The sequence below is a fragment of the Parabacteroides sp. PF5-6 genome (assembly GCF_029504695.1).
Taxonomy (GTDB): Bacteria; Bacteroidota; Bacteroidia; order Bacteroidales; family Tannerellaceae; genus QVMG01.
Genome location: NZ_JAQFIN010000018.1, coordinates 1 through 12,855, shown reverse-complemented (window position 1 = coordinate 12,855; position 12,855 = coordinate 1). Strand labels below are relative to the sequence as shown.

Below are 12,855 nucleotides of genomic sequence, written 5' to 3'. Positions count from 1 at the left end.
GCATTCGGCGCAGAACGCCGAATGCGGAAGATAGAAGATAGAAGAAATTACTTTATTGGCAATGTAAACCAGAAAGTTGATCCCCGGCCGGGTAGGGAGTTCAAGCCGATCTGTCCGCGCAGGTCTTCTACGATGGTCTTGCAGATAGGCAAGCCCAGGCCGGTGCCTTGCGTGAAATCGTCGACCTTGACAAAGCGCTTGAAGATCTCCTCCTGATATTCCGGCGCAATCCCGATTCCCGTATCCGAGATGGAGATCCGCACCCGGTCGTCGACCACCCGGTAAGACAGTACGACACTGCCTTCGTTGGTGAACTTATACGCGTTCAGGATCAGATTTTGTATCACTTGCTTTACGCGCTCTTCATCCGTGTACAAAGGGATATCCGGATGCCTGTCGGGTTGGAAAATAAAAGAGACATTCTCCAGCGGATGCCCGAGAAGTTTCTTGGAAACAGCGATGCATAAGTCTTTCAGATTGACATTCGAGTATTCATAATCAAACGTTCCCGCTTCGATATCCGAGAAATCGATCATGTCAGAGAAGAGCTGAAGGAGCTGGTAGTTGTTCTTCTCCACGATCTTCAGGTAATGCTTGCGCTCGTCGGGGTCTTCGGTTTCGGCAATAACCGAAGAGAAGCCGACAATCGCATTCAAAGGCGTACGGATCTCATGACTCATATTCTGGATAAAAGCGGTTTTCGAGCGTTCCGCCTCTTTCAACTGCTCCAGCTCTTGCCGGTTTCGCACGATTTCTTCTTCGATAAAGTCCAACAGCTTCAACATCTCCGCTTCCGATTCGCCCTCAAGCGACCGGTGTACGAGTGACTTCATATCGAAAATATGCTGTTCTACAGGTTTTTGTTTATACATTATCCTCTTTTAATAGTTTATCCGCATTAGTCATTTGGCGTGACTCGACTAATCCATATACGTACGGCTTCAGCATTCGCTACTTCAAATGTACGAAAGATAAGTGTTACAGTAAAATCTTCATGCGCAGAAAATATAATAAACACGTATCCCGCTTCGTTTTGTTTACATACGGTTAATCGATTCGCTCAAATAAGCTTCAACGACATGAAAACAGAAAAAGCAATACTTTTGTTCGCTCAACGGATCAGGGCAATTTCACAAAATGGTCTGCACTATGCGTTAAGCAACTACGACACAGAAAGATACACTGAGCTACTGGAGATCAGCGATGCGTTGGTTTCTTGCGTGAGCGGACTCGACAAAGAAACGATCCAATCGCTTTTCCTTCCGATGAAAGAATATATTACGCCCAAGGTGGATATCCGCGCCGTTGTTTTTAATGATAAAGAAGAGATCTTGCTGGTCAGAGAAAAGGCCGACGGGTTGTGGTCTTTGCCGGGAGGCTGGGCGGATGTCGGATGCAGCCCGTCGGAAGTCGCCGTGAAAGAGGTGAAAGAAGAGACCGGCCTGGAGGTTCAGGCCGAACGTTTGTTGGCTGTTATGGATATGCGCAAACACGCGCACCCGCCTATCCCTTTTTATGTCTATAAATTTTTTATCCTCTGCCGGATAGGAGGGGGGGTATTTACTGAAGTCTTCGATATTCTGGATAAAGGATTCTTCCCACTAAATGATCTTCCGCCCCTGTCTCTGGAACGGATCCTGCCGGATCAGATCCGCCTGGTCGACGAATATCGGAGAGATCCGGCAAAAGGGGTTTATCTGGATTAACTATTCGAACATCCGGTCGATACCACCCAGATCGGGTGAGGTGACCCGGTTCTCCGGATTCGCTACTTCGGTATGGTTACACGGATCGATATATTCTTCGGGAATATCAAATTTCTCGTCTTCGGAATAGCCTAATGTTTTATCGGCATAAACCTTTTGCATGAACAATCCGTAGATCGGCAAGGCCATACTGGCTCCCTGTCCTTCCGTCATCCGGTCGAAACGGATCGAGCGATCTTCGCCACCCACCCAGCAGCCACCGACCAGGCTGGGCGTAAAGGCCATAAACCAACCGTCGGAATGATTCTGCGTCGTCCCGGTCTTGCCGCCCATATCCGCCTGTATCCCATAACGGGCACGGATGCGTCCGCCGGTTCCGCCATTGATCACACTGCGCAACATATAAAGCATCTTGAAAGCGGCATCTTCCGTCAGGATATCATCCATCTTCGGCGTGAAGGTTGCCACCGTATTGCCGTAGCTGTCTTCTATCTGCGTGACATAGACCGGATCTACCCGGAGCCCTCTATTGGCAAAGACAGAGTAACCGGTCACCATCTCGCCGACCGATACATCCGGCGTACCCAGACAGATAGAGACTACCGGATCCATTTCGTTCTGCAATCCGAAAGAGTGCAACAGACGTACGAAAGTATACGGAGATAACCGGCTCATCAGATAGGCAGTGACCCAGTTGGAAGAGTTTTGCAGTCCCCACTTGATCGTGACCCGCTCGCCGACATTCTTCGGACTCGAGTTCTTGGGCGTCCAGGCTATTCCGTTTTCATCGCGGAGGGTTTGTTCGACATGCAACATCTGTTCACACGGACTGATGCCTTCGAGCATAGCCAGTGAATACAGATAAGGTTTGATCGTAGAGCCCACCTGACGGCGGCCCCCATTGACCATATCGTACTGGAAGTAATTATAATCGATACCGCCCACATACGCTTTCACATGGCCGGTGCGGGCATCCATCGACATAAACGCCGTACGCAGGAAACTCTTATGATAACGGATCGAATCGATCGGTGCCATGACCGTATCCACAGGACCGGCCCAGCTAAACACCCGCATATCCACCGGCGTCTGAAAATCTTTCCGGATATCCTCTTCTTTCATGCCGGAGCCTTTCAATCCGCGGTAACGATCGGACTGTTGCATGGCGCGGATCATAATCGTATCGACCTGTCCGGCACGTAAATCCCGCGAGAACGGCGCATAGCTGCGTCCTTTTTTCTCTTTAAAGAATTCGTTCTGCAAGTGACCGCCAATATGTTCTTTGACGGCTTCTTCGGCATACTGTTGCATACGGGAGTCGATGGTCGAGTAGATCTTCAAACCATCCGTATAGATATTGTAATTCGATCCGTCTGCTTTCTTATTCTTATTACACCAACCGTAAAGCGGATCGGTTTCCCAGGCGACCGAGTCTTCTTTGAACTTCTGCATCTGCCAGCCGCGATAGTTTTTCTTATCCGGTTTCTTCGCCGTCAGAACCATCCGCAGGTGCTCGCGGTAATAAGGAGCCAAGCCTTCTTTATGGTCCATCCGCGTGAAATAAAGGGTGAGAGGCAAGGCTTTCAACGAATCGCAATCGGTTCTCGACAGGTAATCGGCCTTATACATCTGCTCCAACACGACATTACGACGGCCGCGCGTACGTTCATTCTGACGTACGGGATTATAATACGAAGGATTCTTACACATGCCGATCAGCGTTGCCGATTCTTCGATTTTCAACGTCTGAGGTGTTTTGCCGAAATAGACCCGTGCCGCCGACTGTATCCCTACGGCATTATAGAGAAAATCAAATTTATTCAAATACATATTAATGATTTCCTCTTTGGTATAGAAACGTTCCAGCTGCACGGCAATGACCCACTCGATCGGTTTCTGCAATACCCGCTCCAAGACATTCTCGGCATTCGGAGAGTAAAGCTGTTTGGCCAACTGCTGGGTGATTGTGCTGCCTCCTCCTCCGCTTTTCTGCATCAGGATTCCTCTTTTCACAAAAGCGCGAAAAAGACCGGTGGCATCAATCCCACTATGCCGGGCGAAACGGATATCCTCGGTTGCGATCAGCGCCTTGACCAAATCGGGCGAAAGATCTTCGTAATTGACGTGGATACGGTTTTCCATGCTATGCGCATAGACACCCAAGACTTTCCCGTCTGCGGAAACGATTTGTGAGGCGTATTTATCAATCGGATTTTCAAGTTGTTCCACCTTCGGCATATAACCGATCGAACCTTTTGCTATGGCAGAAAATATAAATGCAATCAACAATAAGGCTACAACGAATAGCCCCCATGCGGAAATCAGTATGATTTTTGTTGTCTTCGAAGTCATCTTTCCTTTATCAAACTTAGCGAATTAAGAGAAGGCAAAGTTAGGGAATTAATTGATATTACCCCCTATTGGCATACATTTGTTCGTAATACTTCAGGTAGTCGCCACCGGTGATTTCTTCTACCCAATCCTGGTGATCGAGATACCAACGGATGGTTTTGACAATTCCTTTTTCGAATGGCGTTTCAGGCGTCCAACCTAATTCTTGTGCGATCTTCGTCGGGTCGATGGCGTAGCGCTGGTCGTGTCCCAGCCGGTCTTTCACAAAAGTGATTAAGTCGTTATTGATCCAAGCGATCGAGATTTCTCCATCGGCGCCGATCTCTTTTTTCTTCAACACCTGGCGGTATTCCGGCTCTTCGGTAAGGATCTGCCGAATGGTTTGAATCGTCAGTTTTACGATTTCTATGTTCTGTTTTTCATTATGTCCGCCTACGTTATAGACTTCACCTTCGCGTCCCCGGTGCAATACGGCATCAATCGCTTTGCAATGATCTTCCACATACAGCCAGTCGCGCACATTCGATCCGTCGCCATAGACAGGCAAAGATTTTCCTTCCAGAATATTTTTGATAATCAACGGAATGAGTTTTTCCGGGAAATGATACGGACCGTAATTATTGGAACAGCGGGTGATCGTGACCGGCATCTTATAGGTATCGAAATAAGCCTTTACAAAAAGATCCGCACTTGTTTTCGAAGCGCTGTACGGGCTACGCGGATCTAAAGGAGTCGTCTCGTGGAAATAGCCTTCCGCGCCCAGGCTGCCATAGACCTCATCGGTCGATACCTGATGAAAGCGAACGCCTTCACGCCAGAGGGGATAACCCTGCGCATCTTTCCCCGTCACCCAGTAACGGCGAGCGGTATCCAACAGGTTTTGTGTGCCCAGTATATTGGTGATCAGAAACAGTTGCGGATTTTCAATACTTCGGTCTACATGGCTTTCCGCGGCGAAGTTTACGACATAATCAAAGGCGTATGCTTCGAAAAGACGGTTCGTCAACTCCCGGTCACCAATATCACCTTTAACAAAGAAACATCTTTCATCATCAATATCATCAGCAATCGTTCCCAGATTACCGGCATAAGTCAATAAATCCAAAACTACCAATCGTATTTCAGCAGGATTGGCCAACATATATTTAATAAAATTCGCACCAATAAATCCGGCTGCACCGGTCACCAGGTAAGTTTTCATGTTTCTGTATTATTAATTAACCGATATTCAGTTTGGCTTCACTTAACAAAGGTAGTAATTTATCCTTCTCCGACAGAATAACCGGTTCATCCGGTTCGATATTCCAGGCCACACCAATAGCCGGATCGTTATACAGGACACCGGCTTCATGGTCCGGTTTATAGACATTATCCACCTTGTATTGGAACAAAGCGCGATCGCTAATCACCTTAAAACCATGCGCGAAACCACGGGGGATAAACAATTGTTTCTTGTTTTCGCCCGATAATAAGACGGCCACATACTTTCCGAATGTCGGCGAACCGGGTCGCAGATCTACAGCCACATCCAGGACATCGCCTTCTATTACCCGCACCAGCTTCGCCTGCGCATAGGGAGGCAACTGATAATGCAAACCGCGCAAGACGCCTTTGCCCGAGCAGGATTCGTTCTCCTGGATAAAATCTATCTTTCCTATATGTTTTTCAAATTCAGCTTGCTTGAAGCTTTCCATGAAATATCCACGCTCATCCCGAAAGACTTTCGGTTCAATAGTCCAGACCCCGGGGATCTCCAATTCTGTAAATTGCATACGTTACCTTGTTTTGAGACGCAAAGTAAGTGATTTTTACGCTGAAAACAAGGAGATCGGCTTGCTTTAAAGGTTTGGATTTATAGAATTCCACTTGTCGACTGCCGGAATAATACCCGAGCCGATCAGTTCATCCCGGAGATGGCACAGATGCTGGTAACTTTGCTGCAAAGCCTCACGTTCTTCTTGAGTCCCTTTTACCGGATGAGAATGCACGCCATCTTTATCCAGCTTGGTTTCCATAGCCATCATAATATGCGAGAAAGCATCATTGTCCACATACACCCCTACCGGCCAATCGAACGGATCGCCACCCATCACCGCCTGTATCATCTCCAATGACAGATAAGACGGGCTCTGAAACGAAGAACGTCCCCTCAGTTCGATAATCCGTTTTCCGCCCTGCACCACCTTCTCTTTGATCGCTTGCCACTTCTCGTTTGTAAGCTGAGGCGTACCGATCAACTCATTCAGCGGTTTGCCGTCAACACTTGCCGTAGAAGAGAATACCGCCATCTGCTCGCCATGTCCCCCGTAGGTTCGGCAGTTCGTCACCTTATCCGGATGAATATGAAAGTGTTTGGCCAACTCATTGCGCAGCCGTGTACTGTCCAGAGCAGCGAGGGTAGAGACTTGCGAAGGTTTCAATCCGGAATACAACAAGACCAGCAAACCCGTGATATCGGCAGGATTGAAGATGACCACAACATGTTTCACATCCGGGCAGTACGTCCGGATATCTTTCCCGAACTGTATGGCTATTTCCGCGTTTCCTTTCAACAGGTCTTCCCGTGTCATCCCTTCTTTGCGGGCCGCTCCACCTGAGGTAATCACATATTTGCTGTCGCGCAACGCCTCAGCGATATCACTGGTATAGGTAATCGTCACCCCACGGAATCCACATTGCAACAACTCTTCGGCCACCCCTTCCAGCCCTTTGGCATAAGGATCGTACAGGCAAATATTTGAAGACAAACCCATTAAGATGGCAGATTGCGCCATATTGGAGCCAATCATCCCGGCAGCTCCAACAATTGTTAGTTTTTCAGATGTAATCGTTTTCATTTTTTTTATTTTAGATTATGACATAACAAACCCATAGCGCCCAATATTGATCCACCCTATAAAGAATAGAAAATCAACGCTATACTTAAATAACAAATGCCATTACCTATTGTTGTGGGAATGCCAGAAAGGATCTAAATTTTTATATCCCTAAGAGAATAGTTTTCATATTTGACAGAAAATCTCTAATCCTTCAATGATCTTAATACATATATCTGTTTTTCCGACTTATCCTCAAAAGCCTCTTCATTAAAACCTCCAAACTTGTGCATCGTACTAAATCCGGCCCATTCCAGATATGAATCTAATTCTTGCGGGAAAAACAGTCTCATATCCAAATTTTGGATTGAATGGAACTGGCCATTAATAAAATAATGCCATTCTATGCGATTTATCTGAGTCTTATTCTCATATCGCATGGTTTGTTTTATCAAGACTTCTCTTCCATCAATAGTAGTATATGCAGCAATTTCCTTCTGTTCTTTCTCTGCTTCAACGACGTATTGAATATTAGGATTAAAGCAATCTAATAGAAACAAACCTCCATCTTTGAGATGGTTTTTAACGGTGCGGAGTGCCTTAAACAGATCTTCATTCGTATATAAATGATGGATGGAATTAAATGGTATGAAAATAAGGTCGAACTTCTCTTGCAAATTTAATGTCCGAATATCAGCTTCAATGAAATTAATCTCTAATCCAGCGTCAGATGCTTTTGTCTTTGCTTGTTCAAGCATAGATGGGGTATAATCTACTCCGCAAATAGTGTATCCATCTTGTGCAATGGGAATGGTGAGCCTTCCTGTACCACAGCAAAGTTCAAGTATTTTTGCATCCTTATTTTTCGGTAGCCACTTTTTGTAAAATTGCAAATCAGACAGAAAGGTATTTAATCCATCATAAATATTTGCATCATAAATCAAATCACCAACTTTGTAATCTGTGTTCATTTTGTTCTTCAAATTAAAAAAGTGTCTTACTCATCTTGAAATTAGTGAGATACAATTGATTTGCTTTCCGTTTTTGCTCTTCATCAACTTGAAAACCTTGTTTTTCGAAAAATGGTTTTGCCGTGATGCTAACCTCCGATGTTAATATTTCTACACCTCTCGCTTTTGCATAGGTTTCTATGAACTTATACAAAGATGTTGCAATACCTTGATGCTGATAATCTTTGTGAACAAATAACGTGTGTATATAACCTGTATCATTAACAGAAGCAAAACCCACAATTACTCCGCTTTCATCTTCTGCTACTACGTAATGCTGTTCTTCAAAATGCTCAACTAAATGTTTGGTATCATCTACACACGAAGCCCAGTCTTCCACTTCTTCGACTGTATAATCTTTTCGGTTTACAGTCAGAATAGTATCCTGATATAACTTTTTTAGCTTTGGAATATCATACAGGGTTGCTTGGCGGATTTTATTCTTCTCTAAATTCATTTCCGGTTATCTATATATTCATCAATTTCGCTCATAATATAGTCTTTACCTTGTGTGTGCAGAGTGTCATAAACATCTCCTAAAAAGTTAAGTACATCATATTTGCTAAACAAAAATAAGACTTCTTCTTCACTAAGGCTCTTGTGTCCTTTGTAATTCTCTATGCAAAAGGATAAAAAAAGCAGTATATCGCCTGAATTGTCTTCTTTCAGTCTCTTTTCATTCTTTTCGGTTTGGAGCATATCGTATAAATTTGCCTTGCTCAACTGCCACAAATATGAATCTTCTAAAGACATTTGCTTATACAAATCAGAAGAATACAGATATTGTATTGCATCATTAACAGTCAACTCCTTTTCCTCTATAATCGCTTCAAGCAGTTGTTGTAATTTGTACGGAAGCATTTCTCTGACCAGGTTTTTCTCCATAACTTAGAACCTAGATTAATATTCTCCTGTTCGAAAATAACAGCCGCGATTATAACCGTGGTGATATTTTAGATTTACAGCACTTCACCTTTGCTGTATGACTCGTATAAGTAACCGGGGCTTTCGTAGTAAAGGCTACTGTTAAAATCTTCTATTTTAGGGGATAGCCACGAGTCGTACACTTCCATAAGGGCTTCAATCGGCTCTTTGTTTTGTTTCTCGGCAACATCAACAATTAAGCGTTTGTACACCTTGCCAATATCCCAATGAGTGGGTATAGCGTATTTCCCGGCAGCAACATTATCGAAGTCTCCTTCTTCTATAGCGTATTGTGTGATTAATTCATCACTCAACTTATCTATATTCTCGCTATGGTATACATCTGCTAAATCATATAGATGTTGCAGTCTCTCTTTGCCTATCGCATTAACGACTACATTCCGGTGATTCTTTGTTTGACGTCCGATATACTCTATCAGGCTGCAAACAAAGAAAAGGTCATTCTGTTCTTTCTTTTCTCTTCCTGTCATTTTCCTACCTCCTCGCTTCTTTTAAAGATTAAACATTTCAATGCAGCCGGAGTACAGAAGTTTATCTGATGTGTTGGATGTTTAAATTTGGCAAGTACCCAAAACTGTTCACGAGTAATTACACCGCTAACATAATCCGAGATGTAGTTGTATATTTGGTCGTTAGCCATCGCTCCAATAACAATATCGTAATTATGAGAAATCCCATTGCGACAGTCCACAATGAAGTCCAACCATTCTTCTGTCATTTCCGTAAAATGAAGGACATTCAGTTTGTCGTTCTGTTCAAAAGCATAGATACTTATGACTGGTGTATTATATCGCTTTGCCCATCGCACAGCCTGTTCTTTTAGTTCAGTACAATAAAAGCCTGTACCAAAATCTTTGGCATACTTTCCTTCCCTGATTTCAGGACTCGTAATGGGACAATATCCACCGTGAAAAAATTCCATAAATAGCTTATTTTCTAACAAATAACAACTATGCTGATGTACAAAGATACGGTTTTATGTCATTCTGACAAAGTGATTGATAAGGGGGCACCCCGTATTATTGTGGAGGACCTCGTTTGGGATTGATTTCGCAAAGGTCAACGACCTACGAAGTAACGAATAATGCCTAACTTCTAAATCGCTGAAAATGAGATGTTAATATTCTCTCCAAAAAGTACCGGTAGTTTGCGCACAAAGTACCGGTAGTTTGTCGACAAAATATTAGTAGTTTGCGCGCAAAGTACTGGTAGTTTGAAAAAGGGTGCTTTGGCGGGTTTCAAATCGGGTGAAACTTGAAGATTATTTAGCCCCGGATCACACGGATTTAATAGACTTTAACTAACTCATAATTCGTACTTCGTCCTCCTGATTCTTCTTGCTTTAAGACTCCTTTTTCTATTAAATCTTTGATATCTCTTAAAGCAGTATCAGGCGATGATTTTGTTATTTTAGCCCATTTAGACGTTTGAAGCTTCCCTTCAAAACCGTCCAAGAGCTTATTTAACATCAATCGCTGACGCGCATTAAAATCCGTATTTTTATGTCTATCCCAAAAATCGGCTTTATATAACACTTTCTGTAACGTTTCTTCTGTCACTAACAAACTGCGATACAGACAATTTAAGAACCAATCGAGCCATTCTGTTATATCCCCGCTACTATGTTGTACCCTCTTTAGGGTTTCATAATAGGTTTTCTTCTCCAATAATATTTGGCTGGACAAACTGTAAAACCGTTGGGCTGTATCATCAGAACGCGCTAGTAGCAAATCTGAAATAGCCCTGGCAATACGCCCATTCCCATCGTCAAACGGATGAATGATAATAAACCACAAATGGGCAATAGCGGATTTGAGAACAGGGTCTGTCGTTGCATCTTTATTTATCCACTCCAAGAATGTCCCCATCTCACTTTTAACTTTATCAGGAGATAGAGCCTCATAATGCACTTTCTCTTTTCCCATTGCTCCTGACACGACTTGCATTTCTCCATTCCGGTAACAACCGACATCTATTTTGAACATTCCACTTCTTCCTGTTGGAAATAAAGCCGCATGCCAACCAAATAAACGTTCATCATCTATGGGGGTATTATAATTCTGTGTTGCATCCAACATCATTTCTACAATACCTTCCACATCCCGATTAGAGTAAACCATTCCGGCATACTCTATGCCCAGTTTCCTTGCTATTGAAGAACGAACTTGTTCGTAGTTTAAGTTTTCACCTTCGATTTCGGATGACTTCAAAACATCAAGTGTCAAGGTAGTTAGCATTGTCTCTTCTTTCAAAGAAAAGCCCAAAACGCTCATCTGACCGAGGAGTTTCCCTTGCAAATAACGCACCTTGCCAAGTGTTACCTGTATCTCCTTTTCATTCCAAGTAAAACGAGGCCAATTTTCGTATTGATAAATGCATTTCGGCATCTCTGTCTTTGTTTGCGGCAAATATACGGCTTATTCTCCGCAAATATAATGGGAATAAGGTATTTTTTCTCCGCAAAGTCATTAAATGAGCTTCATGAAAGCCTACAGTCAATTTGCCTGTCTAACGAGCATTATACTATCTGAATGAATCTTCGTGGCTCTTCAAATAGGTTTTTAATTGTTTGATATTCTGCCCTTTTGTAGATGAGTTTACATTTTGCGCAGTGGAGTGCGTATTTTTACGCAGTGCGAAAACAATAAACACATCGGGACTATAACGGTGCATTACTCTCTATATACTCCTGCGATTGTTTCCGCCAATAAAGGATTATACTATTCTATTTCTTTAACCCGTTCAATCTGCCTATTCAGAAAATAATCGGAGTATATCGTATAGTCTTTCGTTTCGTAAAATGCTATCAATCCTTTTCTGTAGTTTAGGATATCAGCATCTTTGGCTGAATAAACCGGGATTATATCTGCATTCATCAAGGCAATGCTTTCCATCATGCGGGCTGTTCGCTTATTCCCGTCAATAAAAGGCTGTAAACGTGCAAGGTTACAATGCAGATATACAGCTTTCTCTAATGGGTTGGTATTATATTGCTCCTGATTAAACAGAATCTCATTTAATCCGCTTTTTATTTCCTGTAAGCTTTTAGGGGGAGTATACTCCGTCCCACTTATACGAACAGCACGTGTTCTTAACGCACCCGATTCTTCATTAGAAACCAATCCGGTTGAAATAGATTGATGTACCCTGAAAAGCGTACGTTCATTGATTACTTCTTGGTTTTCCCCTTTGTTTATGTATTCAAGCTCTGAAATGAATGCATTATAGAGGTTTTTAAGCATCTTAGCATCTTCATATCGCTTCTCGGAGGTAATACCGTCTTTCAATAAAGCTTCTGTTTCAACGTATGTATAAGTGTTACCTTCTATTTTTCCTGAATAATAACACCATACAACCGCCAAGTCTTTAATTTCATTAGAATAAAGCTCTGACAATTTAACTAAGGGACTTTGCAATATGAAAGCTGCTTTTTCTTGTTGTTCTTTATTGAATATGGTGTACATATTATTGTTTTCTGTTGTTTATATACTCATCTATTTCTCTCATGATATACTCTTTCCCTTGCAACAGCAATACAGGAGCAGATTTGTTCTCATGCAGCTTTATTTCGCTTTTTCCCATATAGAGCATATCGTATAGATTTGCCGTACTTAACTGCCATAGATACGAATCTTCGTCAGACATCTGTTTATACAACTTAGACGAATAGAGATATTGTATTGCATCTTTGACACTCAAAGCATTATTTTCTATTATCGTTTCAAGTAGTTGCTGTATCTTAAAAGGCAACATCATTTTAACTAAATTCTCTTCCATATTTCCCCTTGATTATTTCAGAATGTTCAATTGGGCAATATCCTCCGCGATATATTTCCATAAACAGTAAAGATAATACAAATTATGAAAGGATTGGATATAAATAAAAAAAGAAGGAATAGAAAAAGATCTATTCCTTCAACATATCCAGAGGTTCCTGGCGTAATAGTTTGTGACACAGCGTGAAACATAAATCCTTTAATTTTTCTTATCTTTTCGTAAAAAGTCCCATTTAAGGGGTTGATTAGT

Annotated in this window: 15 protein-coding genes; 1 reads left to right on the top strand and 14 read right to left on the bottom strand. The window is 42.7% G+C overall.

The window, feature by feature from the left end:
- Positions 1-47: 47 nt before the first annotated feature.
- Positions 48-872: a HAMP domain-containing sensor histidine kinase gene (locus M2133_RS14820; RefSeq protein WP_277466978.1), complete on the bottom strand. Its 825-nt coding sequence runs from the start codon at positions 870-872 to the stop codon at positions 48-50.
- Between the two features lie 207 nt (positions 873-1,079).
- On the opposite strand from M2133_RS14820, the gene M2133_RS14815 reads away from it, so the two are divergent.
- A complete protein-coding gene (locus M2133_RS14815; protein WP_277466977.1) occupies positions 1,080-1,706 on the top strand; it encodes an NUDIX hydrolase in 627 nt (208 codons plus the stop codon).
- Here the strand turns inward: M2133_RS14815 and M2133_RS14810 are convergent, their stop codons facing one another.
- From M2133_RS14810 to M2133_RS14750, 13 genes are all read right to left on the bottom strand, one after another.
- Positions 1,707-4,058, bottom strand: a complete 2,352-nt coding sequence (locus M2133_RS14810; RefSeq protein WP_277466976.1) for a transglycosylase domain-containing protein — start codon at positions 4,056-4,058, stop codon at positions 1,707-1,709. It abuts the gene before it with no gap.
- 58 nt (positions 4,059-4,116) lie between these two features.
- The gene (gene rfbB, locus M2133_RS14805) at positions 4,117-5,259 is read right to left on the bottom strand and encodes a dTDP-glucose 4,6-dehydratase (protein WP_277466974.1); all 1,143 of its coding nucleotides are present in this window, start codon (positions 5,257-5,259) and stop codon (positions 4,117-4,119) included.
- A gap of 16 nt (positions 5,260-5,275) precedes the next feature.
- On the bottom strand, positions 5,276-5,830 hold the full coding sequence (gene rfbC / locus M2133_RS14800; RefSeq protein WP_277466973.1) for a dTDP-4-dehydrorhamnose 3,5-epimerase: 555 nt from the start codon (positions 5,828-5,830) through the stop codon (positions 5,276-5,278).
- A gap of 66 nt (positions 5,831-5,896) precedes the next feature.
- Complete coding sequence (locus M2133_RS14795; RefSeq protein WP_277466971.1) at positions 5,897-6,895, bottom strand: malate dehydrogenase; 999 nt, start codon at positions 6,893-6,895, stop codon at positions 5,897-5,899.
- A 185-nt stretch (positions 6,896-7,080) separates the two neighbouring features.
- Complete coding sequence (locus M2133_RS14790) at positions 7,081-7,845, bottom strand: class I SAM-dependent methyltransferase (protein WP_277466970.1); 765 nt, start codon at positions 7,843-7,845, stop codon at positions 7,081-7,083.
- A gap of 13 nt (positions 7,846-7,858) precedes the next feature.
- Complete coding sequence (locus tag M2133_RS14785; RefSeq protein WP_277466969.1) at positions 7,859-8,341, bottom strand: GNAT family N-acetyltransferase; 483 nt, start codon at positions 8,339-8,341, stop codon at positions 7,859-7,861.
- A complete protein-coding gene (locus tag M2133_RS14780; RefSeq protein WP_277466968.1) occupies positions 8,338-8,769 on the bottom strand; it encodes a DUF3791 domain-containing protein in 432 nt (143 codons plus the stop codon). The genes M2133_RS14785 and M2133_RS14780 overlap by 4 nt, the downstream gene beginning before the upstream one ends.
- A gap of 74 nt (positions 8,770-8,843) precedes the next feature.
- The gene (locus M2133_RS14775; RefSeq protein ID WP_277466966.1) at positions 8,844-9,299 is read right to left on the bottom strand and encodes a hypothetical protein; all 456 of its coding nucleotides are present in this window, start codon (positions 9,297-9,299) and stop codon (positions 8,844-8,846) included.
- Entirely contained in the window at positions 9,296-9,751 is a 456-nt protein-coding gene (locus M2133_RS14770; protein ID WP_277466965.1) for a DUF3990 domain-containing protein, read from the bottom strand. The genes M2133_RS14775 and M2133_RS14770 overlap by 4 nt, the downstream gene beginning before the upstream one ends.
- 364 nt (positions 9,752-10,115) lie before the next feature.
- Positions 10,116-11,216 (bottom strand): Fic family protein, encoded by a 1,101-nt coding sequence (locus tag M2133_RS14765; protein WP_277466964.1) that lies wholly within the window; start codon positions 11,214-11,216, stop codon positions 10,116-10,118.
- A gap of 333 nt (positions 11,217-11,549) precedes the next feature.
- Complete coding sequence (locus M2133_RS14760; protein ID WP_277466963.1) at positions 11,550-12,293, bottom strand: Fic family protein; 744 nt, start codon at positions 12,291-12,293, stop codon at positions 11,550-11,552.
- Between the two features lies 1 nt (position 12,294).
- Positions 12,295-12,606 (bottom strand): hypothetical protein, encoded by a 312-nt coding sequence (locus tag M2133_RS14755; protein WP_277466962.1) that lies wholly within the window; start codon positions 12,604-12,606, stop codon positions 12,295-12,297.
- 26 nt (positions 12,607-12,632) lie between these two features.
- Positions 12,633-12,855 (bottom strand): hypothetical protein (locus tag M2133_RS14750; RefSeq protein ID WP_277466960.1); only part of this gene is annotated, 223 nt, incomplete at its 5' end.

What these genes read in the sequence shown, in the direction of transcription:
- M2133_RS14820 (WP_277466978.1), bottom strand. Translation starts at nt 872, where the DNA reads ATGTATAAACAAAAACCTGTAGAACAGCATATTTTCGATATGAAGTCA.
- M2133_RS14815 (WP_277466977.1), top strand. Translation starts at nt 1,080, where the DNA reads ATGAAAACAGAAAAAGCAATACTTTTGTTCGCTCAACGGATCAGGGCA.
- M2133_RS14810 (WP_277466976.1), bottom strand. Translation starts at nt 4,058, where the DNA reads ATGACTTCGAAGACAACAAAAATCATACTGATTTCCGCATGGGGGCTA.
- rfbB (WP_277466974.1), bottom strand. Translation starts at nt 5,259, where the DNA reads ATGAAAACTTACCTGGTGACCGGTGCAGCCGGATTTATTGGTGCGAAT.
- rfbC (WP_277466973.1), bottom strand. Translation starts at nt 5,830, where the DNA reads ATGCAATTTACAGAATTGGAGATCCCCGGGGTCTGGACTATTGAACCG.
- M2133_RS14795 (WP_277466971.1), bottom strand. Translation starts at nt 6,895, where the DNA reads ATGAAAACGATTACATCTGAAAAACTAACAATTGTTGGAGCTGCCGGG.
- M2133_RS14790 (WP_277466970.1), bottom strand. Translation starts at nt 7,845, where the DNA reads ATGAACACAGATTACAAAGTTGGTGATTTGATTTATGATGCAAATATT.
- M2133_RS14785 (WP_277466969.1), bottom strand. Translation starts at nt 8,341, where the DNA reads ATGAATTTAGAGAAGAATAAAATCCGCCAAGCAACCCTGTATGATATT.
- M2133_RS14780 (WP_277466968.1), bottom strand. Translation starts at nt 8,769, where the DNA reads ATGGAGAAAAACCTGGTCAGAGAAATGCTTCCGTACAAATTACAACAA.
- M2133_RS14775 (WP_277466966.1), bottom strand. Translation starts at nt 9,299, where the DNA reads ATGACAGGAAGAGAAAAGAAAGAACAGAATGACCTTTTCTTTGTTTGC.
- M2133_RS14770 (WP_277466965.1), bottom strand. Translation starts at nt 9,751, where the DNA reads ATGGAATTTTTTCACGGTGGATATTGTCCCATTACGAGTCCTGAAATC.
- M2133_RS14765 (WP_277466964.1), bottom strand. Translation starts at nt 11,216, where the DNA reads ATGCCGAAATGCATTTATCAATACGAAAATTGGCCTCGTTTTACTTGG.
- M2133_RS14760 (WP_277466963.1), bottom strand. Translation starts at nt 12,293, where the DNA reads ATGTACACCATATTCAATAAAGAACAACAAGAAAAAGCAGCTTTCATA.
- M2133_RS14755 (WP_277466962.1), bottom strand. Translation starts at nt 12,606, where the DNA reads ATGGAAGAGAATTTAGTTAAAATGATGTTGCCTTTTAAGATACAGCAA.